This is a genomic window from Streptomyces polyasparticus (assembly GCF_014493765.1).
In the GTDB taxonomy this organism is placed as follows: Bacteria; Actinomycetota; Actinomycetes; order Streptomycetales; family Streptomycetaceae; genus Streptomyces; species Streptomyces polyasparticus.
In genome coordinates this window covers 286,558-313,515 of the sequence record NZ_JACTVJ010000007.1, presented here as the reverse complement: position 1 = coordinate 313,515, position 26,958 = coordinate 286,558, and the positions used below count along the sequence as shown (strand labels likewise).

The window sequence follows — 26,958 nt, the reverse complement described above, 5'->3', positions numbered from 1 at the left end:
CCGCTCAGCCGCGGCGCAGGGGCCGCTCGGTCAGCCGCGGCGCAGGCGCAGGGCGAGGAAGGCGAGGCCGAGGCCGATGAGGACGAGGCCGGTGCCGAGCGGAAGGACGTGCAGCGCCGGGTCGGGCCGGCTGCCGGGCGCGGCCTGCCGCACCGGAGCGTCGGTGTCCGCGACCACATCACGGGCCGCGGCGTCGCGGGGCGGGTGGCCGGCCGAGTGCTGCTGGGGCTCTTCGGCGGTACGCGGGACCGCGGGCACGGGGGCCGATGCCGGGGTGGTCGCGGTCGTCGGCTCGGCGGTGGGAGAGGGCGGCCGGGACGCCGCCGCCTCGGACGGCATGGGGCTCGCGGAATCACCGGCCGTGGGGGAGTCCGCCGGCGTCGCGGCGGGGGAGCCGGACGGGTCCGCCGAGCTGTCGGCGGTGGGGTCGCCGGGCTCCTGCGACGGCGAGAGGGACGGATTCGGCAGGTCCGGGGCGCTGGGCGTGGGCTCCGGTTCCGGGCGCCCCGGCCGCTCGCGCCCCTCACCCGCCTGGCTGCCCGCGCGGGACGGGTCGGGTGTGGCGGACTGTTCCTGGGGCGCCGGCTCCCGGGCGTACGCCGGGGAGACCGGCATCCAGGTCAGCAGCGCGATGAGCGCCAATGCTCCGAGCCGTGGAGCCATGAGGTCGACCCCTCCCCGTCCGAGTCGCCAAGAAGCCGGTGACGCCAGCGTCACATGTCGGCACAAAACCGGCATCCCGGCTGCTTCCTGGCTACCCGGAACGGGTGGGTCGCAGTCCGCCCACAGGCGGAGGCCTCGCCGTCCTGCGCAGGCCGAGGCCCCGCCGCACGTACGGGCAAAGGCCCGCCGCCCCTACAGGCAAAGGCCTCGCCGCCTGCACGCAGAGGCCCCGCCGCCTAGACGGTGAGCAGCACCTTCCCCACGTGCCCGCTCTCCTCGAGGACCCGGTGCCCCTGCGCCGCCGAGCTCATCGGCAGCTGCCGGTCCACCACCGGCCTGACCCGCCCCGCCGCGACCAGCGGCCAGACGTGCTCCCGTACGGCAGCGACGATCGCCGCCTTCTCGCCGAGCGGACGGGCCCGCAGCGAGGTCGCGGTGACCGCGGCGCGCTTGCGGAGCAGCGCGTTGAGGTCGATCTCGCCCTTGACGCCGCCCTGGAGTCCGATGATGGCGAGCCGCCCGTTCACGGCAAGGGCCTTGATGTTCCGGTCCAGGTACTTCGCGCCCATGATGTCGAGGATGACGTCCGCACCCGCGCCGTCCGTGGCCGCCCGCAGCTCCTCGACGAAGTCCTGCTCGCGGTAGTCGATCAGGATGTCGGCGCCGAGTTCGGCGCAGCGCTCCAGCTTCTCCTTGCCGCCCGCGGTCACCGCGACCCTGGCGCCCACGGCCTTGGCCAGCTGGATCGCCATGGTCCCGATACCGCTCGCGCCGCCGTGCACGAGCAGCGTCTCGCCCGGGCGCAGATGGGCGACCATGAACACGTTCGACCAGACCGTGCACACGACCTCGGGCAGCGCGGCCGCCTCGACCAGCCCGACGCCCTCGGGCACCGGCAGCAACTGCCCGGCCGGTACGGCCACTTGCTCGGCGTATCCGCCGCCCGCGAGCAGCGCACACACCTCGTCGCCGACGGACCAGCCGCTCACTCCGGGGCCGAGCGCGCTGATCCGCCCGGAGCATTCGAGGCCCGGATACGGGGACGCCCCGGGCGGCGGGTTGTAGAAGCCCTGGCGTTGCAGCAGGTCGGCCCGGTTGACCGCGCTCGCGGCCACCTCGACGAGGACTTCGCCCTCACCGGGCACGGCATCGGGGACCTCGGCCCACTGGAGCGCCTCGGGTCCACCGGGTTCGGGGATCGTGATCGCATACATGCGGGCGAGGCTACTCGCCTCGTCCGTATGGCGGTTGAGGCCGCCGCGGGTCCCGGTCGGTTGAGCCCGCCGCGGGTCCCGGTCGGGTGCCGCCCGGCCCGCTACTGCTGCGGCAGCGGGCGCGTGTCCGGGGGCTGCGGGGTGGACGGCGTCGCCCGGACGATGGTGATCAGACGGTCCGTGAGCTGCAGCGGGGAGGCCGCCGGATCGTCGTACGCGAGAAGCCGGTGGCCGCGCAGCACACTGACCACGAGATCCTCGGTCTCCCGTACCGTCTTGCCCACCTCGGCCTTTATCACCGGACGTTCCACCAGATCGAGCCCGGAGCCCTGCTGGATGAGGTCCTCCATGACCGTGCCCGCGCTGGGGCTGAGCACCGAGAGGCCGAGCAGACGGCCGGCCGCGCTGGCGCTGGTGATGACGGCGTCGGCGCCGGACTGGCGCAGGAGCGGGGCGTTCTCCTCCTCGCGGACCGCCGCGACGATCTTCGCCGTACGGTTCAGCTGCCGGGCGGTGAGCGCCACCAGGACCGCCGTGTCGTCGCGCTGGGTGGCGATGACGACCTGGCGGGCCTTCTGCAGTTCGGCGCGGAGCAGGACGTCGCTGCGGGTGGCGTCTCCCGCGACGCCGACGAAGCCCTCGGCGGTGGCGGCCTCGATCACCTTGTTGCTGGGGTCGACGACCACGATCTGCATCTTCTTCAGACCCGTGGCGCACAGGGTCTGGATCGCCGAACGGCCCTTGGTGCCGAAGCCGACGACGACGGTGTGGTCACGCAAGGCAGACCTCCAGCGGTTCAGCCGCCACTCCTCCCGGGTGCGCTCCGTGAGGACCTCGAGAGTGGTGCCGACCAGGATGATCAGGAAGAGCACCCGCAGGGGTGTGATGACAAGGATGTTGACGAGGCGCGCGCTGTCACTGGCCGGGACGATGTCGCCGTAACCGGTGGTGGAGAGGGTGACGGTCGCGTAGTAGAAGGCGTCGAGCAGATCGACGCCGCTGTCGGTGTTGTCGTTGTAGCCGTCGCGGTCGAACCAGACGATCAGCGCGGTGGCGACCAGGACGGTCATCGCCATCGCGAGGCGCTTGCCGACCTGGCGCATCGGGCGTTCGACGACCCGTTTGGGCAGATGGATCCGGCCGTTGGTGAGGCGCTCGTCGGCATTGCGCGCCATCACATCGCTGCGGTGCTGTTTCACGTGAAACACCCTTCGGGGGTGAGCGGTGACAGCGCCCAGGGGAGGTCGAGGATCTCCAGCTCCTGGCCGGGCTTGGCGCCGCCCGGCGGCACCACCGCGAGTCCGTCCGATGCGGCGATCCCGCGCAGCATCGCGGGCCCGTTGTAGTGCAGCGGCACCGCCTCGTCGCCACGCAGCACGACGGGCACGAGCCGGGTGTCGTGCGGGTGGCCGTGGATCTCGTCCCTGGTGGCCGCGTGATACGGCTCGACCGCAGGGTGTCCGGAGAGCCTGCGAAGGAGGGGTTCGGCGAGCGTCAGGAGTCCGGAGACGGCGGCGAGCGGGTTGCCCGGCAGACCCACGAGGTGGCGGTCGCCGGGCAGCCGGGCCAGGAGCATCGGGTGGCCGGGGCGCACCTGCACGCCGTCCACGAGGAGCTCGGCGCCCAGGGCCCGCAGCGTCGGGTGGACATGGTCGACCGGGCCCGAAGCGGTGCCGCCGGTGGTCACCACGAGGTCGGCGGGGGACTCCTTGACGGCCTTGAGCAGGGCTTTCGCATCGTCACCGAGCCTGCGGGCGGCGATGACCTCGGCGCCGAGGCTGCGCAGCCAGGGCGGGAGCATCGGGCCGAGCGCGTCCCGGATCAGGCCCTCCTGGGGCAGGCCCTCCGTGAGCAACTCATCGCCCAGGATCAGGACTTCGGCCCGCGGCCGGACGAGGACCTCGAGCTCGTCGTATCCCGCGGCCGCGGCCAGGCCGAGTACGGCCGGCGTGACCAGGGATCCGGCGGGCAGCAACTGGTCGCCGCTGCGGCACTCCTGGCCGCGCGGCCTGATGTCCTGGCCGTGCACGACCTCGCGCTGCGGATGCAGTCCGCCCTTGTCGTCCGTGGTGCCGTGCTCGCTGCGCAGAACGGCGGTGGCCTCCTGCGGTACGCGGGCACCGGTGGCGATCCGTACCGCCTCGCCGTCCGCGAGCGGGCGGGGGCGGGCGTGGCCGGCGAGGATCGCTTCCGCGCGCACGTCCCAGGGGCCGGGGCCCGCGACCGCCCAGCCGTCCATGGCGGAGGTGTCGAAGGAGGGGAGATCCGTGAGGGCCGTGAGGGGGGTGGCGAGGATCTGGCCGAGTGCCGCGTCCAGGGCGACCTTGCCGGTCTCGCGGCGGGGAGTCCGGCGTCCGGCCCGGGCGGCGCGGGTGCGGGCTTCGGGCCAGGTGACGGCGTGGGGGTGGTGGTGCTTCTTCGCGTGGGGTCCTTGCCCGGGCTGTGTGGGGCCGGCCTGGGCGCGTCCGGTGTCCGTGGCGGGCGACGGCTGGTGCGCGGGATCGGGGACACGGCCGCCCGGGGACGGATCCGGGCCCGAACCCGCCCTCGCGGAGGCCTCGTTGACCAGGGCGAGGGCCTCGTCGAGCTCCGGGTCGCCGTCGTCGGCGCCCGCCGGGGCGTATCCCGTCTGTGCGGAGAAGCGCCGGGGCGGCCCGGCTTCCGGCGCCCGGCGGCCCGGCCCGGGCGCGGCGTGCCCGGTCACTCCGCGTCCGGCTTGCTGTCGGGCCGGTCCTCGTCGGCCCAGCGGGCCGCGAGCGCGACGGCCTTGCGGGTCGCCTCGGCGACGGCTTCGGGGCCGCCGCCCGCACGCGCCGCCGCATAGCCGACCAGGAAGGTCGTCAGCGGAGCCGCGGGCCTGGCCACCCCGTGGGCGGCGTCGCGCGCGAGGTCGAGGAGCAGGGCGGTGTCGACGTCCAGGTCGAGACCCAGTTCGTCCTTGACTGCGGTGATCCATTCATCCAGCACGCGTTCATGCTCCCTGATCCGTGCCCGGGCTGCGGCGATGTCCTCCCAGGTGTCGCAGTCGAACGCGGCACGGGAGCCTTCGGGCTCGCTCACCCGGGTGAGCGCGAGTCCGGTGGTGAGCAGTCTGAGGGGCAGCCCCGTCAATCCGCCGCATCCGCCGTGTTCGGCGCGCAGGCGGTCCAGACCGTGACGCAGGGCGCTGCGGCGGTAGACGGCGACGAGGGGCTGGTCGCGGCCGCCGGGATCGGTGAAGAGGGCGCCGTCGAGGGGCGTTTCGGCCGCCTTCTCGGCCGCGTGGAGCGCGCCGAGGAGCAGGTCGACGGTCTGCTCGGCGAGAAAGGGGAGGTCGGCGGAGAGGACCAGGACGAGTGCCGAGGACTCTGCGGTCCGGGGGCCCAGGGCCTCAACCCCCGCCGCCAGTGCGGCCAGTGGTCCGCCGCCGGCCGGTTCCTCCCGGGCCCATACGACGGGTCGTACGGTGGGCCGCGGCGGCGCGACCACGACCGTGGTGCCCGCCGCGGCGCAGGCCGTGAGCACCCGGTCGAGCAGTGCACGCCCGCCCACCTGCACGGCGGGCTTGTCCACTCCCCCGAGGCGCTTGGCCGCACCGCCGGCGAGCACTACGGCGTCATACGAGGTCATCCCCCGAGTATGGGCGCGCGGTGGATCATTGCCACCCCTTCGAACGACCTGGGTGCGGTGGGACTTCCGTCACGCGGTCCGCACAGGGGCCTTACGCGGAGCGGGCGGGGACACGTGTCGCACCCCCGCCCGAGCAGCTCACGGCGTGCGCGCCACCACCGCTCACAGCGTGCGCAGCAGCACCGCCGGCTGTTCGACGCAGTCCGCCACGTACCGCAGGAATCCGCCCGCCGTGCCCCCGTCGCAGACCCGGTGGTCGAAGGTGAGCGAGAGCTGCACCACCTGGCGTACCGCCAACTCCCCCTGGTGCACCCAGGGCTTGGCCACGATCCGCCCGATGCCGAGCATCGCGGCCTCGGGGTGGTTGATGATCGGGGTGGAGCCGTCGACGCCGAACACCCCGTAGTTGTTGAGCGTGAACGTGCCGCCCGTCAGGTCGGCCGGGGTGAGGCGCCCTTCCCTGGCGGCCTCGGTCAGTTTCCCGAGCTCGGCGGTCAGCGCCTCGGCACCGAGCGCCTGCGCGTCCTTGACCACCGGGACGACGAGCCCGCGGTCGGTCTGGGCCGCGAAGCCCAGATGCACCCGGTCGTACTGGACGATCTCGCGCGCGGCCGTGTCCACCATGGAATTGAGCTCCGGGTGGCGGTCGAGCGCGGCCGTGCAGATCCGGCCGAAGAGCGCGAGCAGCGAGATCTTGAGGCCGCCCGCCGCGTTCATGGCCGCGCGCGCATTCATGAGCTCGGTGGCGTCGGCGTCCACCCAGATGGTGACCTCGGGTATCTCGCGGCGGCTGCGGGACAGCTTGTCCGCGATGGCGCCCCGCACCCCGCGCAGCGGGATCCGCGTCTCGCCCTGCGCGCGCACGGGCTCGGCGGGAGCGGCGGGTGGCCGCTGCTCGGCGGCCCGTACGGCGTACTCGACATCGGCGCGCAGGATCAGACCATCGGGGCCCGAGCCGGTCAACTCGCGCAGATCGAGGCCGTGTTCACGAGCCAGCCTGCGCACGAGGGGCGAGATCACGGGGACGGGTCCGTCCGACGCGGGCTCCACGCGGGGCGGCTGCCCCGGGACCGCGTCCAGAGGAGTCGCCCGGGCTGACTCCCGTACGGGGGAAGAAGGCGGAGCATCCGCACGGGAGGCGGCAGAGCGCGGCGCACCGGCACCAGAAGCCGCACCGGACCCCGCACCCGCAGTCGACCGCGGCGCACCACCGCCCGCAGCCGGCCGCACCCGTCGCCGACGGGCGGGCGCCGCGCCCGTCCCGTATCCGACCAGGACGTTCCCCGACCCCTCGGCTTCGCCGGACTTGGTGTCGGCGCCCACGGGCACGGCAGCCGTATCCGCGGCGGCCGGGTCCGAAGCGCCCACCGCCACCGTCAACAGCGGCGCGCCGACCGGCAGTTCCGAGCCCTCCTCGCCGAAGCGGGCCGTCACCACCCCCGCATAGGGGCAGGGCACCTCGACCATCGCCTTGGCCGTCTCGACCTCGACCACCGGCTGGTCGATCGCGACCACATCGCCCACGGACACCAGCCAGCGGACGATCTCCGCCTCCGTGAGGCCCTCGCCGAGGTCGGGCAGCTTGAACTCGAGGACCTGTGCCATCAGTTCATTCCCCCATCGGATTCCCACTGCAGCCGTGCCACCGCGTCCAGGATCCGGTCGACCCCGGGCAGATGGTGGCGCTCCAACATGGGCGGCGGATAAGGGATGTCGAACCCGGCGACGCGCAGCACCGGCGCCTCCAGGTGGTGGAAGCACCGCTCGGTGACCCGCGCGGCGATCTCGCCGCCGGGACCGCCGAAGCCGCTCGACTCGTGCACGACAACCGCCCGCCCCGTGCGCCGCACGGACGCGCAGACCGTCTCGTCGTCGAACGGCACGAGCGAGCGCAGATCGACGACTTCGAGGTCCCAGCCCTCGGCCTGCGCGGCCTCGGCCGCCTCCATGCAGACCGGGACCGAAGGCCCGTACGTGAGCAGAGTCGCGCTGCGCCCCCTTCGGCGCACCACGGCCCTGCCTATCGGCTCAACGGACGTGGGGGCCTCGGGGTTCCAGCTGTCCTTGGACCAGTAGAGCCGCTTGGGCTCCAGGAAGATCACCGGGTCGTCGGAGGCGATCGCCGCGCGCAGCAGTCCGTACGCGTCCTCGACCGTGGCCGGTGCGACGACATGCAGGCCCGGGGTCGCGATGTAGTACGCCTCGGAGGAGTCGCTGTGGTGCTCGACGCCGCCGATGCCGCCGCCGTAGGGCACGCGGATCGTCAGCGGCAGGGACATCGCGCCCTTGGTGCGGTTGCGCATCTTGGCCACGTGCGAGATCAGCTGCTCGAACGCCGGGTACGCGAAGGCGTCGAACTGCATCTCCACGACCGGCCTGAGCCCGTACATGGCCATGCCGACCGCGGTGCCGAGGATGCCCGCCTCGGCGAGCGGGGTGTCGGTGACGCGGTCCTCGCCGAACTCCTTGGCGAGACCGTCGGTGATCCGGAAGACCCCGCCGAGCGCGCCGACGTCCTCGCCCATCACATGGACGGCCGGGTCCTCGGCGAGTGCGTCCCGCAGCGCGCGCTGCAGGGCCTGTGCCATGGTGGCCGGCTTCGTACGGCCGCCGGGACGGCTCGACTCGACTGCGGTGCTCATCGCTCCTGCTCCTGCTCGGCCGCGAGCTCGGCACGCAACTGCTCGGCCTGATCGCGCAGTTGGCTGGTCTGCTCGGCGTAGACATGCGTGAACAGATCCATGGGGTCGAGCACCGGATCCGCGTTCATCCCGGCGCGCAGGGCCGCCGCGAACTCCTCCGCGTCGTCCCGTACGGCCTGGATCCGCTCCTCGTCGAGCAGCCCGCGCCCGGTCAGCTCCCGCTCCATCAGGGCGATCGGGTCGTGCGCGCGCCAGGCCTCGACCTCGGCGTCGCTGCGGTAGCGGGTGGCGTCGTCGGCGTTGGTGTGCGCGTCCATGCGATACGTGACGGCCTCGACGAGCGTGGGGCCCTGGCCGGCGCGCGCCCTGCGGACGGCCTCGCTCAGGACCTCGTGCACCGCGGCCGCGTCATTGCCGTCGACCAGGCGGCCCGGCATCCCGTAACCGACGGCCTTGTGGGCGAGCGACGGGGCGGCGGTCTGCTTGGCGAGCGGTACGGAGATCGCGAAGCCGTTGTTCTGGACGAGGAAGACGACCGGGGCCTTCCAGACGGCCGCGAAATTCAGCGCCTCGTGGAAGTCGCCCTCGCTCGTGCCGCCGTCGCCGACCATGGCGAGCGCCACGACGTCGTCGCCCTTGAGCCGCGCGGCGTGCGCGAGGCCCACGGCGTGCGGGAGCTGGGTGGCGAGCGGGGTGCTCAGGGGGGCTATGCGGTGCTCGTACGGGTCGTAGCCGGTGTGCCAGTCGCCGCGGAGCAGGCCGAGGGCCTGGACGGGGTCGAGGCCGCGGGCGACGGCGGCAAGGGTGTCCCGGTAGCTGGGGAAGAGCCAGTCCCGGTCCTCCAGGACCAGGGCGGCGGCGACCTCGGCGGCCTCCTGGCCGGTGGTCGACGGATACACGGCGAGGCGGCCCTGCTTGGTGAGGGCGGTCGCCTGCGCGTTGTACCTGCGGCCGCGCACAAGCTCCCCGTACAGCTTCAGGAGCAGGGCGGAGTCGGCCTCGGCGACCGCGCTCGTGCCGAGGACCCGGTACGGCTCCGGGTCCGGCAGCAGCGGGGCGGGGTCCGTGCGGGGCTTCCAGGCGGGCGGCGGCGTGGGCCGGTGGACCCCCCGCTGCTCCATCACCGGTGTGCTGCGTCCTGTGCGCGTAGACACCTCTTGCACCTCCTTGTGGGAGCGGCTCGGCTGCTCCTTGTGGGAGCGGCCTCGTCGACCGCTCGGGGAGCGGCTTCGGCGGCTGCTCCGGGGAGCGGCCTTCGGCGGCGCGGATGTGATGCGCCTCACCAACCGATTGTTCGGTCGTCGGCACATTTTGGCTACAGGCCCCTCCAGGCTGTGGACAAACGGTTCTCCACAGCCTGGGATAGATGCATTACGTCCATGGTAGGGAGGCGGGGGGACATGGCATCTGAACGAATGGCCGAGGACGGATCCGGGCGGATCCCGGAGTCCGGCGGCATCGCTCTCCCCGAGGTCTCGGAGGCCTCGGATCCCCCACCGCGCCCGCTGGACTCGATCGACCGGTCGATCCTGCGGATGCTGCAGACGGACGGTCGCGCCTCGATACGCTCCGTGGCCGAGCATGTCCATGTCTCGCGTGCCAATGCGTACGCCCGTATCAACCGCCTCATCGAGGACGGTGTGATCCGTGGGTTCGGCGCCCGCGTCAACCACGAACGCGCGGGGCAGGGCGCGTCCGCCTACATCACGCTCAAGATCGTCCAGAACTCGTGGCGTACGGTCCGCGAACAGCTGCGCGCGCTGCCGGGAGCGGCCCATATCGCCCTGGTCAGCGGCGACTTCGACGTCCTGCTCCTGGTCCACACCCCGGACAACCGCACGCTGCGCGAACTGGTCCTGACGCGCCTGCAGTCCATGCCGGAGATCCTGAGCACGCGGACGCTCCTGGTGTTCGAGGAGACGGATCTGGATCCGGAGGCGTAGAGGGTCCTACTGGACGGGCTTGACCGCCTTCGTGGCGAAGTAGCCGGGCAGCCAGCCCGCCGTCGGGGACGACTGGTGGGGCGCCTCGGCGAAGCCGGTGAGGGCGAAACCGGCCGCGGTCTGGCCGCCGATCTGTTCGGTGAGCGTGTGGCTGTACTCCAGCGGCGCCTCGGCGCCCCACAGCCGCTCCCGCTCGCCGGGCTCCAGGTGCGTGAGATCGCTGTACGGCAGACGGTGGCGCACGACGAACTCGCCTCGGGTGTCCAGCGCGTCCGCGTCGAAGAGGTAAGTGTCCGGGTTGACGAAGCCGGACAGCAGGGTGCCGCCGGGACGAAGGACGCGGTGGCACTCGCGCCACACCGGCGCCAGTTCGGGGATGAAGAGGTTGGAGACCGGGTGCACCACCAGGTCGAACGAGGCGTCCGGGAACGCGGAGAGATCGCGGGCGTCGCCCAGCACCGTGCGCAGGCCGAGCCCTTCGCGCTCGGCGACCATCTCGTCCTGGGCGAGCTGGCGGGGCGAGTTGTCGAAGACGGTCACCCGCGCACCGGCCGCGGCGAGCACCGGGCCCTGCTGCCCGCCGCCCGAGGCCAGGCAGAGCACATCGCAGGCGGCGATGTCCGGCGGAAACCAGGCCGGATCGACCGGCTCGTACCCGATGAGCACGATCGACCACTCACCGGCCCGCGCCTTGGCGACCACCTCGGGCGAGACGGGCCGCGACCATTCGTTGCCGCTCTCCACCTCGCGGTCCCAGGCCTGGCGGTTGTGCGCGACGGGGTCGGTCTCGGTCATGCCCGGATGCTATCGGCGTGCCGGCTTTCCCTCGAGGGACTTGTCTGCCGGTGGGCATCATGGAGCCATGGACTCAGCCGGCACCGAGTGGATCACCGTCACGACGTACGAGAACGCGTCCGGACGCCCGACCCCCAAGTCGGCCCTCCGCGCTTGACTGCGCGAGCGCGGCATCGACTGGATGCCCCTGCGCCCGGAGGAGATCCGCTGCGATCACGTCTGCGGCATCGGCCCGGACGGCCACTGGCGGGGCCACATCTCCGTATACGTCGACGGCGCCGCCCTGATGCGGCTCGGACTCCACTCGCAGCAGCCCGCCTCAGTCGTCAACGGCCCGTCACCGCCCGGGTGGTGGCACGCCGCGGCGGAACGGAACACGCACTGAACTGCCCGCCGGGCCCGGAGGACCGGACCGGCACTGAACTGCGGGCCGAATGCGCAGACCGGCGCTGAGTCACGGGTCGAGGCCGCAACGGGTCCCTGCCACGGGCCGTGCGGTCGAGGAAGCCGTCCACCGCGCGGCCGAACGCTTCCAGCTCCGCGGACACCTCCGGAGGAGCGACCAGGCTCACCCGCATCAGCGCCGCGCTCCACGCACCCCAGTCGTAGTCCCACCCCCGCCGGTCGGCATGTGCGCGGCGCAGTTCCATCGTGAACCGCGCGTAGTGGGTGAACAGGTCCTCGTACGCGCCCAGTTGGCGCTCCCGCAGCCACTGGCGCTCCTGCGCGCGCCGGGTCAGCACGCTGCCGACCACCACACCCACGGTCGCGGACAGGGCGCCCGCCGCCGCCGTCAGCAGTACGTCCAGCACCCTGTGCCCCCGCAGCAGTCGAACCGCACCGGACCGTCCGCCCCTATTTCGCGTGCTCGGCAATGAACTTCTGCACCGTGGTCCAGTTCTTCTCGTGGTCGAAGAGGGAGACCCCGTGGTACGCCCCGCCCGGGTCGACCACGAGGTGCTTCTCCTTCGCCTTGACCGCGCCCTTGTGCAGATACTCCGCGGCCTGGGCGAACGAGAAGTCGTCCACGCCCGCCATGAACAGCGCCGCCGAGGTCAGCTGCGGCACCGCGGCCGACGCGTCCATCGTGCCGTAGCTCTCGGGCGCCGACAGCGCGACCACCACGTCGGGCTGCGGATCGAGTTCGGCCGCGGCGGTGAGCACCGCCGTGCCGCCCTTGGAGGCGCCCATGAGGACCAGCTTCCGCGCGCCCTTGCTCCTGAGCAGTTCGACCGCGCCGTGGATCTCGGCGACGTCCTTGTCCTGGGAGTTCACGGCGAGCACCTGGTGGCCCGCCTCGACCAGCCGGTCGGCATACGGCTTCCACTCGCACACGTCACCGCCGCGCTGGTGGGCGAGGACCACACCCGTGGTGCCCGTGCCGGCCGAGTACCCGTAGGTCACGCCGCCTTCGGCGTTCTTGAAGGCGACGGATCCCTGCTTCGTCTCGACGGGGTCACCGCCTTCGGTGAGACAGCCGAAGTCCGTGGGCCGGGGCGCGGGCGAGGACTCCGGCGCCGGGCCCGTCGCCTTCGCCGAGGGCTCGTCGTCCCCACCGCAGCCCGCCAGCAGGCCGGTGGCGAGCAGCAGTGCGGTGCACAGCGAGGCGGTACGCCGGGAGACAGTCATGAAGCCGGATGGTGAGGCGCGCGCCCGGCCCCGTCAACGAGACGTGCGCATTCCGCTCGTACACCGGACAAAACCACACCGGCGCGGGGCGAGGTCCGGGGAACGCGCCCCTCAGTCCTCGACCCTCGGTCCCCGCCCCTCAGTCCTCGACCCTCAGCCCTCGAAACGCCAACTGGACCACGGCGTCCGCGATTTCCGCGCCGTCCGCACCGCGCGCCTCCGGCCGGAACCACTCCACCAGCGAGTTGATCATGCCGAACAGAAGCCGCGTCGCGAGGCGGGCCTCGACGTCGCCGCGCAGGTCGCCCTCGGCGATCGCGGACTTGAGGAGGTCGGCGACCCGGTGGTCGAAGTCGCGGCGGCGCTCCATCGCCCAGCGTTCGGTCTCCGTGTTGCCCCGTACACGCAGAAGCAGTGTCACGTACGGGAGTTCACTCGTCAGGACGCCGACCATGCGGCGCGTGACGTGTTCGAGCCGGTCCACCGCGCGGCCCTCGCGCGCGCCGGGCTCGTCGAGGATGCCGAAGAGCCCGTCGATCGCGCGGCTCACGGCGCGGCGCAGAAGCTCCTCCTTGCCGGCGACATGGTGGTAGATCGAGGACTTGGAGATCCCGGCCGCCTTGGAGAGGTGCTCCATGGAAGTGCCGTCGTAGCCGCGCTCGTTGAAGACCTGGACGGCCACGGCGAGCAGGGTCTCCGGCGTGTAGGTGTCGCGTTTGGCGGTGGTCATCGCAGGTCCCGGTACTCCAGTGGATCAATGCGGCCGAGCAGGCCCGGGGTGGGTCCGTAGCGGCCGGTGGGGTGGTACTCGTGCAGGTTGCGCAGGACGCACGCGACGGTGAGCTCGCCGGCCTCGGCGGCCCAGTCGAGCAGCCGCACCGGGTAGTTGACCCCGAGGCGCATCGCGGTGTCGGCGTCCTCCTGGCTCGCGACCTCACGGGCGACGGCGTCCGCCGCGAGGTCCACGAGCATCGCTATGGTGCGCGCCACGATCATGCCGGGCACATCCGGGATGTACGTGACCTTCTTGCCCATCGCCTGGAACAGGCCTGCCGCCTCCGCCCTGGCCTTCTGCCCGGTGCGCGGCCCGGCGGCGAGGGCGATCCGGGTGGCCGCCGCATAGTCGAAGGACCAGTCGAAGACGAGGAAGTCCTCGCCCTCGTACGCCCCGGCCGGCAGGCCGTCCGTCGGGAACAGCTGCCCACCGCCGCGCAGTTCGATGTACGGCTCGGCGTCGTCCTCGAACCCGACCTCGATCCCGGCCTCCTGCGCGAGCTTCACCAGGGCCTTGGCCGGACCGAGGTCGCCGTGCACGGTGATGCGGTCCGGGGCGTCGGCGGGCGGCTCGGTGGCCGGCTCGGGGCGCTGCGCCCCTTCCCCGTACGAGAACCAGCCCTGCCCCGACTTCTGCCCGAGCCGCCCCGACTGCACGAGCCGCTGCTGAGCGAGGGACGGCGTGAACTTGGGGTCCTGGAAGAAGGCCTGCCAGACGGACCGCGTGACCGCCTCGTTCACGTCCTGGCCGATCAGGTCGGTGAGTTCGAAGGGCCCCATCTTGAAACCGCCGCACTCGCGCAGGACCGCGTCGATGGTGGCGGGGTCGGCCACGCGCTCCTCGTACAGGCGGAACGCTTCCGCATAGAAGGGGCGCGCGATGCGGTTGACGATGAAGCCGGGGGTGTCGGCGGAGCGGACCGGGGTCTTGCCCCAGGCCTTCGCCGTCTCGTACGCGCAGGCGGCCGCGGCCTCGTCCGTGGCGAAGCCGGAGACGACCTCGACGAGGGGCAGCAGGGGCGCGGGGTTGAAGAAGTGCAGGCCGACGAAGCGGCCGGGACGGCTCAGGCTGCCCGCGATCTCGGTCACCGACAGGGAGGAGGTGTTGGTCGCGAGCAGACAGTCGACGGAGACGATGTTCTCGAGCTCGGCGAACAGGCCCTGCTTGACGTGCAGTTGCTCCGCGATGGCCTCGATCACCAGACCGCAGTCGGCGAGTTCGGACAGAGAAGCGGCGGGGAGCAGGCGCGCGGCGTAGTCGCCGGCGGGCAGCTTGCCCTTCTCCACCATGCGGTCGATCCGTACGGCGATCGCGTCGGCCGCCGTCTTCGCCCGGCCCTCGGCCGCGTCGTACAGCCACACCTGGTGGCCCGCCGCCAGCGCGACCTGGGCGATGCCGCGGCCCATCGTGCCGGTGCCGACGACGGCCACGGGCGTGGTGCGGTCCAGGGCTCCCGGGGCGACGCGGTCCGCGGCTCCCGGGGCGATCCGGTCCGCGGCCACGGCGGCGACCCCGTCGGCGGCTACGGGGGCGACCCCGTCCTCAGCTGTCATGTGCGCGATCCTCCCGCATGCCTGGCCACCGACGAGGCGGGGGTGCCCCGCGGGGCCGCGGCATCCCCTGTGGGTGGTCGAGTTTTCCCCAACCGGCCGGTTTTCCACAGGTTTCCCCGGCCCCCTTGTCCCGACCGATCGTTCGGTTACTCTAGCTCTCGTCGCACGTCCCTGCCCAGCTCACCGGTTCAATGCCGAACCGGCCCGAGGAGGAGTTGGTCTCCATGGCCGCCCAGCTCACCGCGCACCAGCTGACCGAGAAGCACAACCCCACGCTCTTCAAGGCGCTGGACGCCATCGCCACGCGCGCGTACTGGTCCCCGCACCCCGAGCACCCGAAGGCATACGGAGAGGGCTCCGGCTTCGACGGCAGCCTGGGCGCCGCCGAGGGCAAGGCCGCCTTCGACGCGCTGCTCGGCAGCCGGATCGACCTGGGCCAGCCGGGCACGACCGGCTGGACGAGCGGCGAGGTCTCGCCGTACGGGATCGAGTTGGGCGTCGAGTACCCGCTCGTGGACCCCGACGTCCTGCTGCCCGCCATGCGCGCGGCGATCCCGGCCTGGCGCGCCGCCGGGCCCGAGGTGCGCGCCGCCGTCTGCCTGGAGATCCTGGCGCGGATCAGCGCGCGGACGCACGAGTTCGCGCACGCGGTCATGCACACCAGCGGCCAGGCCTTCATGATGGCGTTCCAGGCCGGCGGGCCCCACGCGCAGGACCGCGGCATGGAGGCGGTCGCGTACGCCTATGCCGAGCAGGTCCGCACCCCGGGCGCCGCGGAGTGGAGCAAGCCGCAGGGCAAGCGGGACCCGCTCCATCTGAACAAGCAGTTCACGGCCGTGCCGCGCGGCATCGCGCTGATGATCGGCTGCAACACCTTCCCGACGTGGAACGGTTATCCGGGCCTCTTCGCCTCCCTCGCCACCGGCAATCCGGTCCTGGTCAAGCCGCACCCGCGCGCGGTCCTGCCGCTCGCCCTCACCGTGCAGGTGGCCCGCGAGGTCCTGACCGAGGCGGGCTTCGACCCCGACCTCGTCTGCCTGGCGGCAGAGCGCCCGGGCGAGGGCATCGCCAAGACCCTGGCCGTGCGCCCGGAGATCCGGATCATCGACTACACCGGCTCCACCGCCTTCGGCGACTGGCTGGAGACCAACGCCCGCCAGGCGCAGGTCTACACGGAGAAGGCCGGCGTCAACACGGTCGTCATCGACTCGACCGACAACTACAAGGGCATGCTGTCCAACCTGGCCTTCTCGCTCTCGCTCTACAGCGGCCAGATGTGCACCACCCCGCAGAACCTCCTGATCCCCCGCGACGGCATCACCACGGACGCGGGCCCCAAGTCGTACGACGAGGTCGTGACGGACATCGCCGGCGCGGTCTCCGGCCTCCTCGGCGACGACGCCCGGGCGAACGCGCTGCTCGGCGCGCTGGTCAACCCCGATGTGAAGGCCCGCCTCGACGCGGCGCCGGGTCTGGGCGAAGTCGCCCTGGCCACCAGGGAAGTGGAGAACCCGGAGTTCCCGGACGCGGTCGTCCGCACCCCCGTCATCGTCAAGCTGGACGGCACCAAGCCCGACGCCGAAGCTGCCTACCTCAGCGAGTGCTTCGGCCCGGTCTCCTTCGCGGTGGCGGTCGACTCCTCCGCCGACGCGGTGGAGCTGCTGCGCCGCACGGTCCGCGACAAGGGCGCCATGACGGTCGGCGCCTACACCACGTCGGACGAGGTGGAGCGCGCGGTCGAGGAGGCCTGCCTGGAGGAGTGCGCCCAGCTCTCGTTGAACCTGACGGGCGGCGTCTACGTCAATCAGACCGCGGCCTTCTCCGACTTCCACGGCTCGGGCGGCAACCCGGCGGCCAACGCGGCGCTGTGCGACGGGGCGTTCGTGTCCAACCGGTTCAGGGTGGTGGAGGTTCGCCGGGAGGCGTGAGCTGATCTTTCAGCCCCTGCGGCGTTTGAGGAGATCTTTCAGCCCCTGCGGTGTTTGAGCAGGCGGGGTCTGGGGGCGCAGCCCCCAGTGGGGGCAAGGGGCGAAGCCCCATCAGGGGGGTGCAGGTGGGCGAAGCCCCCGCTTGGCCCACCCACCCCGGGGACTCCGTCAACAGGAGCCCAGGGCGCAGCCCCGGTTTCGGGAAGGGGCGGGTAGGGAAATTCAGCCCGCCGCAGGCGCCCCACCCGCACCCCCACCCACCCACCCGAACCCGACAACGCACCGCACCACACCTCACCCGAACTCGTGCCCGGCCGACCAGTGAAAGAGAGCCATCCCCACACTGGTCGCCAGGTTGTAGCTGGACACCTGGGCCCGCATCGGCAGGGACACCAAGTGATCGGCCCGGGCACGCAGTTCGGGCGAGATCCCGCTGCGCTCCGAGCCGAAGGCGAGCAGCGCGTCATCGGGCAGCGCGTACGAGCGGATGTCCTCGCCCTCGGGATCGAGTGCGAAGAGCGGCCCGTCGGGGAGCTCCCCGACGGCCAGCTGCTCGACGGCCGTCGCGTAGTGCAGCCCCGCCGCTCCCCGTACGACCGTGGGATGCCACGGATCGAGCGTCCCCGTGGTGACCACCCCGGTCGCCCCGAACCCCGCGGCGAGCCGGATCACCGCACCCGCGTTGCCGAGGTTGCGCGGGTTGTCGAGCACGATCACCGGCGCGCTGCGTGACCCGGCCGACAGGGCGGCGAGCTGGGCGCTGCGGGAGGGCCGCACCGCCAGCGCCGCGATCCGCGTCGGATGCAGCCGGGGCACGAGCGTGCGCAGCACGTCATCCGGCACCTCGACAGCCTGCGCGGCCAGCGCCTCCGCCACATCCGGGGCGAGATCCGCGGCGAGTTCGAGCACCCCGCGCCGGTCCGAGGTGAGCACGACCGGAATCGAGGCCCCGAAGCGCAGCGCGTGCTTCAGGGCGTGGAAGCCGTCGAGCAGCACACAGTCATCGGCGTGGCCGCGCCACCGTCGTACGACATCCGTGCTCTCCGTACCGTCCTGACCAGCGCTCATGGCGTGCAGCCTACGCGCGGGCCCTACGAACGGGCCTACGCGCGGGCCCTACGAACGGACGTGCGCGTGAGCCCTACGCGCGGGCGTGCTCGACGCTCTCCGGCTCGCGCTCGCGCGGGCCCTCCCCACCGGTGCGCTGCGCGGGCAGCTCCGCGGCGCCGCCGCGCTTGGGCAGCAGACGGCCCCGTACGCGAAGAGCGAGCCGTTCGAGCCGCCGCAGGAAGGTGGTCGGCAGGAAGACCGCGTCCGCGGCGATCATCGCCAGCGAGAAGAACGGCAGCCCGAGGATCACCGCGATCACCGCATGCTCGGTGATCATCGCCGCGAGCAACACGTTCTTCACGCGCCGGTTGAAGAGCGTGAACGGGAACGCGACCTGCACCGCGACCGTGCCGTACGTGATCAGGAGCAGCGGCAGCGCGAACGCCGAGAGCAGCTCGGACAGCGCCGGCCAGGGCGAGAAGTAGTCGAGGTGCAGCGGGTAGTGCACCGCGGTGCCGTCCTGCCAGCGGCTGCCCTGGATCTTGTACCAGCCGGCCGTCGCGTAGATCAGACAGGCCTCGGCCATGATCACGACCAGGGCCGTGTTGTGCAGCAGATTGCGGACGACGTTGGCGAGGATCCGCGGCTGCTCGCTCCCGTAACGGCGCACGCACCAGCTCAGCGCCGTGCCGAGCCAGACGGCCCACAGCAGGTACGGGACGACAGGGAGGTTCCACGGAAGCTCGGTGTACCAGTCGAACTTGCCGGTGAACGTGCCGAAGAGCAGCAGCGCACCGAGCGCCGTCCACAGCGCGGGCCCGACACGGTCGTCGTCGGCTTCGGGCTTACGGGCGGCCCGCCGGGCATCGAGGGACCAGACCCGGCCGCACTGCGTGAAGACCAGGTAGATCGCCATCAGATGGATGACGTTGTCGCCGCCGTCGCCCATGAACACGCTGCGGTTCTGCAGCGAGAGCACCCCGACCATGAACAGGACGGACATCGTCCGGGTCCGCCACCCCACCATGAGCAGCACGGCGGCGAGCACGGCGACGGCATAGACGAACTCGAACCAGCCGCGCCCGTCGTCCCACATCAGCACGGTGAAGGCGTGGTTGTCCGCGATCAGCTGCTGCGCCATGTCCCAGCCCCAGGGGCCCTCGGGCCCGTAGAGCTCATGACGGTGCGGGAACTCACGCAGCAGGAAGAGCAGCCAGGTCAGCGAGAAACCGATCCGGATGACCGCGCTCTGATACGGGCCGAGCGCGGCGCCCGTGACCCGCAGCACGCCCTTGGCCACGGCCGCCATGGCACGGTCGAAGCCGACCGCTTGGGGGCGGGGCTGGTGGCCGGGCTGATGGCTCGTCCGCTCGCTGGCCTCGCTCGTCGCGCTCGTCTCATGCACCTCATGCGCCTCACGCGCCTCATGCCGGCTCATCGGTCGCTCACTTCACGGTCGCGGGGCGTGATGGACCACCAGGGCAGCTCGCGCAGGGAGGCCTTCGAGTCGACCTTCTCGGCGCTCCACTTGGGCGGCTGCACCAGGGTGGTCGATGAGCGCAGCTGGATGCGCTCGACGGTGCCGCCGAGCGGTTCGCGGTCGAAGCGGAGCAGGGCGATCCGGCGGAGGTAGCGCTCGGAGAGGTCGCCGCGCAGACCGTTGGAGACGTTCTCGCTGGTGTGCGAGCCGTTGTAGAAGTCCCAGGCGCGGCGCAGCTCGTTCTGCTGGGTGTGGCTCGGCAGCAGATTGCCGTCGATCGCGGCACCGTCCTGCGCGGAGAGGTTGATCCAGCCGGTCGTGCGCAGCTCCCCGTCCTCGGAGCGCACCTTGGCGCGGGCGTGCACGGCGACGTTCTGCTGCAGCGGGTTGGGGGCGAACAGCTTCCAGTTCTGCTCGAACTCCGGGTATATCCAGCCGTCGACCGCCTCGCCGTACTCCCTGGAAGCGGTGTTGGACGGCGCCACGTGCAGGAACACCATCCCGAGGTGTACGGCACCGACCACAGCGACAAGGGCGAGAACCAGGGCGGCGGCGAGCTGGTAGGGGAGGGTGAGGGCGGTGAGCCCACCGGCTGCGCTTGGTGAGCCGGACAGACCCCTCCCTCCCGGGGGCCGAGCCCCGTCCAGGCTATCGGCACCCACTGACAACGCGGGGTCCGCAGACGTCGCGCCGGACGTGGCAGGCGCTGTCTCGGAGGCCGGGTCCGCCGGAGCCGCCGCACCTTCCGGCGCCGCACCCCCTGGAGCTGCCGTCTCGGGTACGGGCTCGTCGCCCGTCCCCTTGTCGTACGCGTCCATTCCGCCCCGTTCCCCATCCACCCGCTGCCGCTACGGATCGGAACGGTACTCAGCGGCGGTCGTCACGCACAGCTCTCGTGACGTTATCCACAGGCTTGACACCCTACGGCCGCCGGTCCCACCATGGAAACCAGACGAACCGAACGATCGGTCGGTAGATTGATCAAGGCGACCGCGGCGACGCGGACGGCTCAGGGATCGAGTGCCGAGGCAAGGGGGCCGGGCATGGCGACGGTGACAGACGCTGGTCAGGCGGCGGTGGACGCTGCCCAGGCGGCGCATACGGCGGCGTTCGACGCAGCCGTGGCCGCAGACGAGCGGATCGAACCGCGGGACTGGATGCCGGACGCGTATCGGGCCACGCTGGTGCGCCAGATCGCCCAGCATGCGCACTCCGAGATCATCGGCATGCAGCCGGAGGCCAACTGGATCACGCGCGCGCCCTCCCTGCGCCGCAAGGCCATCCTCATGGCCAAGGTCCAGGACGAGGCGGGGCACGGGCTCTATCTCTACAGCGCCGCCGAGACCCTCGGCACCAGCCGCGAAGAGCTCCTCGACAAGCTGCACGCAGGCCGCCAGAAGTACTCCTCGATCTTCAATTACCCCACCCTCACCTGGGCCGACGTCGGCGCGATCGGCTGGCTCGTGGACGGTGCGGCGATCACCAACCAGGTGCCGCTGTGCCGCTGTTCGTACGGGCCCTACGCCCGCGCGATGGTGCGGATCTGCAAGGAGGAGTCCTTCCATCAGCGCCAGGGTTACGAGCTGCTGCTCACCCTGAGCCGCGGCACCGAGGCGCAGCACGCGATGGCGCAGGACGCGGTGGACCGCTGGTGGTGGCCTTCGCTCATGATGTTCGGCCCGCCGGACGACGAGTCCTCGCACTCCGCGCAGTCCATGGCCTGGAAGATCAAGCGCCACTCCAATGACGAGCTGCGCCAGCGCTTCGTCGACATCTGCGTCCCGCAGGCCGAAGCGCTCGGCCTCACGCTGCCCGACCCCGACCTGAAGTGGAACGAGGAGCGGGGGCAGCACGACTTCGGCGCCATCGACTGGACCGAGTTCTGGGATGTACTCAAGGGCAATGGCCCCTGCAATGAGCAGCGGATCAGCCAGCGCCGCAAGGCCCATGACGAGGGCGCCTGGGTGCGGGAGGCGGCGGCCGCCCACGCCGCGAAGAAGACAGCACGCAATGAGCAGGAGGCAACGGCATGAGCGGCGACTGGCCCTTGTGGGAGGTGTTCGTGCGCTCGCGGCGCGGGCTCTCGCACACCCACGCCGGCAGCCTGCACGCACCGGATGCGGAGCTTGCCCTGCGCAATGCCCGCGATCTGTACACGCGGCGCAGCGAAGGCGTCTCCATCTGGGTGGTCCCGTCCACCGCGATCACCGCTTCCTCGCCGGACGAGAAGGACCCCTTCTTCGAACCGGCCGCCGACAAGCCGTACCGGCACCCGACGTTCTACGAGATCCCGGACGGGGTGAAGCACCTGTGAGCGCCACTGTGGATACGGGAGCCGCCCTCGCGCTCGGCGACGACGCCCTGGTGCTCTCGCACCGCCTCGCCGAGTGGGCCGGCCACGCCCCGGTGCTCGAGGAGGAGGTGGCGCTGGCCAACATCGCACTCGACCTGCTCGGCCAGGCCCGCATCCTGCTCTCCATGGCCGGCGACGAGGACGAGCTGGCGTATCTCCGCGAGGAGCGCGCCTTCCGCAACCTCCAGCTGGTCGAGCAGCCGAACGGCGACTTCGCCCACACCATCGCCCGCCAGCTCCTCTTCTCCACCTACCAGCGCTTCCTGTACGAGGCGTTGGCGGGCGACCCCGTCTTCGGTCCCCTTGCCGTCAAGGCGGTCAAGGAGGTGGCGTACCACCAGGACCACGCCGAGCAGTGGACGCTGCGCCTCGGCGACGGCACCGAGGAGAGCCAGGGGCGCATGCAGCGCGGCCTCGACGCGCTGTGGCGATTCACCGGGGAGATGTTCCGTCCCGTCGAGGGCCTGGCCCTCAACTGGCAGAAGCTGGAAGAGCGTTGGCTCGCCTCCGTCACCGCGGTGATCGAGCGCGCCACCCTGCGCGTCCCCGGGGGCCCTCGTACCGGGGCCTGGGCGGCGGGCGCGGGTCGAGAAGGCCTGCACACCGAGTCGTTCGGACGGATGCTCGCCGAGATGCAGCACCTGCACCGCAGCCACCCGGGGGCGTCGTGGTGACCGCCGAGCGCACGCGCCACGAGCGCACCCCCGTCGAGCAGCGGCTCTGGGAGCTGGCGGGCGCGGTGCCCGACCCCGAGCTGCCCATGGTCACCCTGGGCGACCTGGGGATACTGCGCGATCTGCGGATGTTCGGCCCCGGCGAGGTCCGCGTCGAGATCACCCCGACGTACACGGGCTGCCCCGCCGTCGAGGCCATGTCCTCGGACATCGAGGACGTGCTGCACGCCGAGGGACTGCCCGACGTGACCGTTCGGACCGTGCTCGCACCGGCCTGGTCCACGGACGACATCACCGCCGAAGGCCGCCGCAAGCTCGCCGAGTCCGGTATCGCCCCGCCCCGGCCGCAGCCGGCCGACGGTCCGATACCGCTCACGCTCGCCGTGCGCTGCCCGCACTGCGGCTCCCTCGAGACGGAGCTGCTCAGCCGCTTCTCGTCCACCGCGTGCAAGGCGCTGCGGCGGTGTGTGAGCTGCCGCGAACCCTTCGACCACTTCAAGGAGCTGTGATGGCGGCCGCCACGTCCCGTTTCCACCGGCTCCGGGTGGCCGCGGTCGACCGGCTCACCGACGACTCCGTGGCGCTGACCTTCGCCGTGCCGCCGGAGCTCCGCGCGGAGTACCGCTATGCGCCGGGCCAGCATCTGGCGATACGGCGCTTCGCGGACGGCGGCGCCGAGATCCGCCGTACGTACTCGGTGTGCTCACCCGCCGTCGGCGAGGACGGCCCCACCGAGGTGCGCGTGGGCGTACGCCTGGTCGAGGGCGGCGAGTTCTCCACGTATGCGCACAAGGAGATCGCGGCCGGCGACGAGCTCGAAGTGATGACCCCCGCGGGCCGGTTCACGCTGGAGCCGCGCCCTGGACACTTCGCGGCGATCGTCGGCGGCAGCGGCATCACCCCGGTGCTCTCCATCGTCGCCACGCTCCTGGCCCGCGAGCCCGAGGCCCGCTTCTGTCTGATACGGAGTGATCGCAGCGCGGCCTCGACGATGTTCCTCGAGGAGGTGGCCGACCTCAAGGACCGTTATCCACAGCGGTTTCAGCTGGTCACCGCGTTGTCCCGGGAGGAACAGCAGGCGGGGCTGCCGTCGGGCCGGTTGGACGAGGAGCGGCTGACCGGGCTGCTGCCCGCGCTGCTGCCGGTGGAGCAGATCGACGGCTGGTTCCTGTGCGGGCCGCTGGGTCTGGTGCAGGGCGCCGAGCGCGCACTGCGCGGACTCGGGGTGCGGCGGGCACGGATCCACGAGGAGATCTTCCACGTCGACTCCGGTACAGCTCCGGCGACTTCGACGGCGCCCGCCCTGGCGCACAGCACCGTGACCGCCCAGCTCGATGGACGCTCGGGCAGCTGGCCGGTCCAGGACGGCGAGTCCCTTCTGGAGACGGTGCTGCGCAACCGTCCGGACGCTCCGTACGCCTGCAAGGGCGGGGTGTGCGGCACCTGCCGGGCGTTCCTGGTCACGGGCGAGGTGCGGATGGACCGCAACTATGCGCTGGAGCCGGAGGAGACCGAAGCGGGCTATGTCCTGGCCTGCCAGTCCCATCCGGCCACGGAACAGGTGGAGTTGGACTTCGACCGCTGAGGCAATTCAGCCCCTCCGGCGATTGAGGAGATCCGAACGAAGTTCGGATGCCAGGTCTCGGACCTGAAACCGGCAACGCACCCGGGCGACGGCATTCCAATCCGCTAGAACCTGTTCTATCTTGACGCTCCGTCAGTTGGCGGTGCCCGCACGCCGGACACCGTCGACCCCAGCCGGCGCACGGGAGGACAGGCGTGGACTTCGACTTCACCGAAGAACAGCAGGCGGCCGTCGAGGCGGCCAAGGCGGTCTTCGCCGGCGTGGACCCGGACGCGGTGCCGAGTCCGGCCCTGACCCCCGGTGCCGTGGCCGATGACTTCGACCGTGCGCTGTGGGCCAAGCTCGCCGAGGCCGACGTGCTCAGCCTGCTGCTCTCGGACACCTACGACGGGGCGGGCCTCGACGCCATCGCCCTCTGCCTCGTCCTGCGCGAGTCGGCGAAGGTGCTCGCCCGCGTACCGCTCCTGGAGTCCACCGCCGCCGCCAAGACCCTGGAGACATACGGGAGTTCCGAGGCCAAGACCCGGATCCTGCCGGGCGTGGCCCGGGGCACCACGGTCCTGACCGTCGCCGCCAACGGCCGTACGGGCCACGACTCCGCCGAACTCGCCGTCACCGCACGCCCCGACGGCGCCGACTGGGTGCTCGACGGCGTACAGACCGGCGTGCCGTGGGCACACACCGCGGACTACACCGTCGTGCCCGCGCACACCGCCGACGGCCGCTCCGTGCTCGCGCTCGTGCCCCGGGTCCAGGACGGGCTCACGCTCGCCGAGCAGTTCTCCACGTCGGGCGAGCGTTTCGCCGAACTCCGCTTGGAATCCGTACGCATCGCCGCCATCGACGTCATCGACGCCGACGGCGCCTGGGAGTCACTGCACCAGCTGCTCGCCACGGGCACCTGCGCCCTCGCGCTCGGGCTCGGCGAGGGTGTGCTCGGGATGACCAGTGAATACACCAGCAAGCGCGAACAGTTCGGGCACCCCGTCGCCACCTTCCAGGCCGTGGCCATGCAGGCCGCCGACCGCTACATCGATCTGCGCGCCATGGAGGTCACGCTCTGGCAGGCGGCCTGGCGCATCTCCACGGGCGCGGGCGGGGCGCTGCCGGCGGCCGGCGATATCGCGGTGGCGAAGATCTGGGCCTCGGAAGGCGTACGCAGGGTCGTACAGACCGCTCAGCATCTGCACGGCGGCTTCGGCGCGGACACCGACTACTCGCTGCACCGGTACCACGCCTGGGCCAAGCAGCTCGAGCTCTCGCTCGGCCCGGCAGCGGCCCACGAGGAAGCCCTCGGCGAACTCCTCGCCACGCACACCCTGGCCTGAACACACCCTGGCCTGACCACAGCTGGGCCTGAACACACCCTGGCTGCAACACTTTGGCCTGAGCACACCGAAGCCGGGCGTCCGCGAGCGGGCGCCCGGCTCGGATCGTCGATACGAACGTGCCGGTCGACCAGTGGGCCGGTCGACCAGTGGGCCGGTCGACCAGTGGGTCTCAGACGACGAAGCCCGGCTGCCCCTTGTCGTCCACGACGGGGCGGCCGGCCTCGTGCCAGGCCTCCATGCCGCCGGCAACGTTCACCGCTTCGATGCCCTGCTGGACCAGGTACATCGTGACCTGGGCGGAGCGCCCGCCGGAGCGGCAGATGACGTTCACCCTGCCGTCCTGCGGCGCCGCCTCGGTCAACTCGCCGTACCGCGCGACGAATTCGCTCATGGGGATGTGCAGCGCATTTGCGGCATGACCCGCTTGCCATTCGTCGTCCTCACGGACGTCCACAAGAAAGTCGCTGTCCGACAGCGCATCGACGCCGACCGTGGGCACACCAGAACCGAAAACCATGCCCCGACGCTACCCGACCCGACGCCGTCTCCCGCGCGCCACCTGCCCGGCCCCCTGGCCCCCTCCCGCCGACAAGGGCCCTCCGCCCAGGAACGCTACTCCCGCACCACCCGCGCCAGCTCAGGAACACTGCTCCCGCACCACCTGCGCCAGCCCAGGAACACTGCTCCCGCACCAGCTCAGGAACCCTGCTCCCACGCCACCCGCGCCAGCCCAGGAACCCTGCTCCCGCACCGACTCAGGAACCCTGCCCCTGCGTCACCCGCACCAGCTCCGCCTCCCGCTCGCCGACCTGCGCGAGCAGTTGCTCGGCGATCTGCTCGAGCAGACGGTCCGGGTCATCGGGCGCCATCCGCAGCATGGAGCCGATCGGCCCCTCCTCCAGATCGCGCGCGACCACGGAGAGCAGCTCCTTGCGGCGCGCGAGCCACTCGAGGCGGGCGTACAGCTCCTCGCTCTCGCTCGGCTGCTGCTCAGGCGGCACCGGACCGGCCGCCCACTCCTCGGAGAGCTCGCGCAGCAGCGCCTCGTCCCCGCGGGCATAGGCGGCATTGACCCGGACGATGAACTCGTCGCGCCGGGCCCGCTCCTTGTCGTCCTGCGCCAGGTCCGGATGGGCCTGCCGTACGAGATCGCGGTAGAGCTTGCGGGCCTCGTCGCTGGGCCGCACCCTCTCGGGCGCGCGCACGGGCTGCTCGTTGAGCATCGCGGCGGCCTCGGGGGAGAGCCCGTCGGAGTCGACCCACTCGTTGAAGAGCTCGGACACGTCCGGCATCGGCAGCACCCGGCCCCGCAGCTCCTGCGCGAGGCGCAGATCCTCCGGGTCCCCGGTGCGTGCGGCCTTCGCCTCGGCGATCGCCGCGTCGAGCTCTTCGAGCCGGGCGTACATGGGACCGAGCTTCTGGTGGTGCAGCCGCGAGAAGTTCTCCACCTCGACCCGGAAGGTCTCGACGGCGATCTCGTACTCGATCAAGGCCTGCTCGGCAGCCCGAACAGCCCGCTCGAGCCGAGCCTCGGGCCGCTCCGACGCGGGTGGCGCGGTCTCGGGCCGCCCGGCCTCAGGCCGCACCTCGGCCCGCTCCTGCGAGGCCTCCTGCGGCGGCGGGGCGGGTTCGGCAGCATCCGGGGTCGTCACCCGTCCAGCCTAGGCCACCCCCCGCACACTCCCGCCCGGAAACCCACACCTCCCCCGCCCCCGACCCGGCACGCCTCCACTC

The 26,958-nt window shown here is 72.0% G+C and carries 26 protein-coding genes; 8 read left to right on the top strand and 18 right to left on the bottom strand.

Annotation, left to right across the window (positions count from 1 at the left end):
• Positions 1 to 30: 30 nt before the first annotated feature.
• The 8 genes from H9Y04_RS17105 to pdhA all read right to left on the bottom strand — a co-directional run bounded on the left by H9Y04_RS17105 (position 31) and on the right by pdhA (position 9,249).
• Positions 31 to 663 carry a hypothetical protein gene (locus tag H9Y04_RS17105; RefSeq protein WP_187814735.1) on the bottom strand — a complete coding sequence of 211 codons (633 nt, stop codon included), beginning with the start codon at positions 661 to 663 and terminating at the stop codon, positions 31 to 33.
• 236 nt (positions 664 to 899) lie between these two features.
• Positions 900 to 1,877 carry an NAD(P)H-quinone oxidoreductase gene (locus tag H9Y04_RS17100; protein WP_187814734.1) on the bottom strand — a complete coding sequence of 326 codons (978 nt, stop codon included), beginning with the start codon at positions 1,875 to 1,877 and terminating at the stop codon, positions 900 to 902.
• A 101-nt stretch (positions 1,878 to 1,978) separates the two neighbouring features.
• Positions 1,979 to 3,052, bottom strand: coding sequence for a potassium channel family protein (locus tag H9Y04_RS17095; RefSeq protein ID WP_187815093.1), 1,074 nt, complete (start codon positions 3,050 to 3,052; stop codon positions 1,979 to 1,981).
• A 20-nt stretch (positions 3,053 to 3,072) separates the two neighbouring features.
• The gene (locus H9Y04_RS17090) at positions 3,073 to 4,446 is read right to left on the bottom strand and encodes a molybdopterin molybdotransferase MoeA (protein ID WP_236071003.1); all 1,374 of its coding nucleotides are present in this window, start codon (positions 4,444 to 4,446) and stop codon (positions 3,073 to 3,075) included.
• Between the two features lie 131 nt (positions 4,447 to 4,577).
• Positions 4,578 to 5,486: a DUF6457 domain-containing protein gene (locus H9Y04_RS46760; RefSeq protein ID WP_236070922.1), complete on the bottom strand. Its 909-nt coding sequence runs from the start codon at positions 5,484 to 5,486 to the stop codon at positions 4,578 to 4,580.
• A gap of 162 nt (positions 5,487 to 5,648) precedes the next feature.
• The gene (locus H9Y04_RS17085) at positions 5,649 to 7,091 is read right to left on the bottom strand and encodes a dihydrolipoamide acetyltransferase family protein (RefSeq protein WP_187814732.1); all 1,443 of its coding nucleotides are present in this window, start codon (positions 7,089 to 7,091) and stop codon (positions 5,649 to 5,651) included.
• Positions 7,091 to 8,128, bottom strand: a complete 1,038-nt coding sequence (locus tag H9Y04_RS17080) for an alpha-ketoacid dehydrogenase subunit beta (RefSeq protein ID WP_187814731.1) — start codon at positions 8,126 to 8,128, stop codon at positions 7,091 to 7,093. Before H9Y04_RS17080 ends, H9Y04_RS17085 begins: the two co-directional genes overlap by 1 nt.
• The gene (gene pdhA / locus H9Y04_RS17075; protein ID WP_187815092.1) at positions 8,125 to 9,249 is read right to left on the bottom strand and encodes a pyruvate dehydrogenase (acetyl-transferring) E1 component subunit alpha; all 1,125 of its coding nucleotides are present in this window, start codon (positions 9,247 to 9,249) and stop codon (positions 8,125 to 8,127) included. Before pdhA ends, H9Y04_RS17080 begins: the two co-directional genes overlap by 4 nt.
• A gap of 279 nt (positions 9,250 to 9,528) precedes the next feature.
• Here pdhA and H9Y04_RS17070 point away from each other — a divergent pair, with 279 nt between their 5' ends.
• Positions 9,529 to 10,071, top strand: coding sequence for an Lrp/AsnC family transcriptional regulator (locus H9Y04_RS17070; protein ID WP_214661297.1), 543 nt, complete (start codon positions 9,529 to 9,531; stop codon positions 10,069 to 10,071).
• Positions 10,072 to 10,077: 6 nt separating this feature from the next.
• Here H9Y04_RS17070 and H9Y04_RS17065 read toward each other — a convergent pair whose 3' ends face one another.
• The 5 genes from H9Y04_RS17065 to H9Y04_RS17045 form a co-directional block, all read right to left on the bottom strand.
• A complete protein-coding gene (locus H9Y04_RS17065) occupies positions 10,078 to 10,866 on the bottom strand; it encodes a class I SAM-dependent methyltransferase (RefSeq protein WP_187814730.1) in 789 nt (262 codons plus the stop codon).
• 326 nt (positions 10,867 to 11,192) lie between these two features.
• On the bottom strand, positions 11,193 to 11,678 hold the full coding sequence (locus tag H9Y04_RS17060) for a hypothetical protein (RefSeq protein WP_187814729.1): 486 nt from the start codon (positions 11,676 to 11,678) through the stop codon (positions 11,193 to 11,195).
• 43 nt (positions 11,679 to 11,721) lie between these two features.
• Complete coding sequence (locus H9Y04_RS17055; protein ID WP_187814728.1) at positions 11,722 to 12,495, bottom strand: alpha/beta hydrolase family protein; 774 nt, start codon at positions 12,493 to 12,495, stop codon at positions 11,722 to 11,724.
• Between the two features lie 139 nt (positions 12,496 to 12,634).
• Entirely contained in the window at positions 12,635 to 13,225 is a 591-nt protein-coding gene (locus H9Y04_RS17050; protein WP_187814727.1) for a TetR/AcrR family transcriptional regulator, read from the bottom strand.
• The gene (locus H9Y04_RS17045; protein WP_187814726.1) at positions 13,222 to 14,823 is read right to left on the bottom strand and encodes a 3-hydroxyacyl-CoA dehydrogenase; all 1,602 of its coding nucleotides are present in this window, start codon (positions 14,821 to 14,823) and stop codon (positions 13,222 to 13,224) included. The genes H9Y04_RS17050 and H9Y04_RS17045 overlap by 4 nt, the downstream gene beginning before the upstream one ends.
• Positions 14,824 to 15,047: 224 nt before the next feature.
• Here H9Y04_RS17045 and paaN point away from each other — a divergent pair, with 224 nt between their 5' ends.
• On the top strand, positions 15,048 to 16,751 hold the full coding sequence (gene paaN / locus H9Y04_RS17040; RefSeq protein ID WP_187814725.1) for a phenylacetic acid degradation protein PaaN: 1,704 nt from the start codon (positions 15,048 to 15,050) through the stop codon (positions 16,749 to 16,751).
• A 294-nt stretch (positions 16,752 to 17,045) separates the two neighbouring features.
• Here the strand turns inward: paaN and H9Y04_RS17035 are convergent, their stop codons facing one another.
• The 3 genes from H9Y04_RS17035 to H9Y04_RS17025 all read right to left on the bottom strand — a co-directional run bounded on the left by H9Y04_RS17035 (position 17,046) and on the right by H9Y04_RS17025 (position 19,766).
• A complete protein-coding gene (locus H9Y04_RS17035) occupies positions 17,046 to 17,819 on the bottom strand; it encodes a TrmH family RNA methyltransferase (protein ID WP_187814724.1) in 774 nt (257 codons plus the stop codon).
• 73 nt (positions 17,820 to 17,892) lie between these two features.
• On the bottom strand, positions 17,893 to 19,110 hold the full coding sequence (locus H9Y04_RS17030; protein WP_187815090.1) for an HTTM domain-containing protein: 1,218 nt from the start codon (positions 19,108 to 19,110) through the stop codon (positions 17,893 to 17,895).
• A 125-nt stretch (positions 19,111 to 19,235) separates the two neighbouring features.
• On the bottom strand, positions 19,236 to 19,766 hold the full coding sequence (locus H9Y04_RS17025) for a DUF5819 family protein (protein WP_187814723.1): 531 nt from the start codon (positions 19,764 to 19,766) through the stop codon (positions 19,236 to 19,238).
• Positions 19,767 to 20,324: 558 nt separating this feature from the next.
• Here H9Y04_RS17025 and paaA point away from each other — a divergent pair.
• The 6 genes from paaA to H9Y04_RS16995 all read left to right on the top strand — a co-directional run bounded on the left by paaA (position 20,325) and on the right by H9Y04_RS16995 (position 25,221).
• A complete protein-coding gene (paaA, locus tag H9Y04_RS17020; protein WP_236070916.1) occupies positions 20,325 to 21,314 on the top strand; it encodes a 1,2-phenylacetyl-CoA epoxidase subunit PaaA in 990 nt (329 codons plus the stop codon).
• On the top strand, positions 21,311 to 21,595 hold the full coding sequence (paaB, locus tag H9Y04_RS17015; protein ID WP_187814722.1) for a 1,2-phenylacetyl-CoA epoxidase subunit PaaB: 285 nt from the start codon (positions 21,311 to 21,313) through the stop codon (positions 21,593 to 21,595). Before paaA ends, paaB begins: the two co-directional genes overlap by 4 nt.
• Positions 21,592 to 22,308, top strand: a complete 717-nt coding sequence (paaC, locus tag H9Y04_RS17010; protein WP_187814721.1) for a 1,2-phenylacetyl-CoA epoxidase subunit PaaC — start codon at positions 21,592 to 21,594, stop codon at positions 22,306 to 22,308. Before paaB ends, paaC begins: the two co-directional genes overlap by 4 nt.
• Complete coding sequence (gene paaD, locus H9Y04_RS17005) at positions 22,305 to 22,817, top strand: 1,2-phenylacetyl-CoA epoxidase subunit PaaD (RefSeq protein WP_308801005.1); 513 nt, start codon at positions 22,305 to 22,307, stop codon at positions 22,815 to 22,817. Before paaC ends, paaD begins: the two co-directional genes overlap by 4 nt.
• Positions 22,817 to 23,893, top strand: a complete 1,077-nt coding sequence (paaE, locus tag H9Y04_RS17000; RefSeq protein WP_187814720.1) for a 1,2-phenylacetyl-CoA epoxidase subunit PaaE — start codon at positions 22,817 to 22,819, stop codon at positions 23,891 to 23,893. Before paaD ends, paaE begins: the two co-directional genes overlap by 1 nt.
• Positions 23,894 to 24,087: 194 nt before the next feature.
• On the top strand, positions 24,088 to 25,221 hold the full coding sequence (locus tag H9Y04_RS16995) for an acyl-CoA dehydrogenase family protein (RefSeq protein WP_187814719.1): 1,134 nt from the start codon (positions 24,088 to 24,090) through the stop codon (positions 25,219 to 25,221).
• Positions 25,222 to 25,393: 172 nt separating this feature from the next.
• Here the strand turns inward: H9Y04_RS16995 and H9Y04_RS16990 are convergent, their stop codons facing one another.
• On the bottom strand, positions 25,394 to 25,741 hold the full coding sequence (locus H9Y04_RS16990) for a rhodanese-like domain-containing protein (protein WP_187814718.1): 348 nt from the start codon (positions 25,739 to 25,741) through the stop codon (positions 25,394 to 25,396).
• 238 nt (positions 25,742 to 25,979) lie between these two features.
• A complete protein-coding gene (locus H9Y04_RS16985) occupies positions 25,980 to 26,876 on the bottom strand; it encodes a J domain-containing protein (RefSeq protein ID WP_438818115.1) in 897 nt (298 codons plus the stop codon).
• Positions 26,877 to 26,958: the final 82 nt, after the last annotated feature.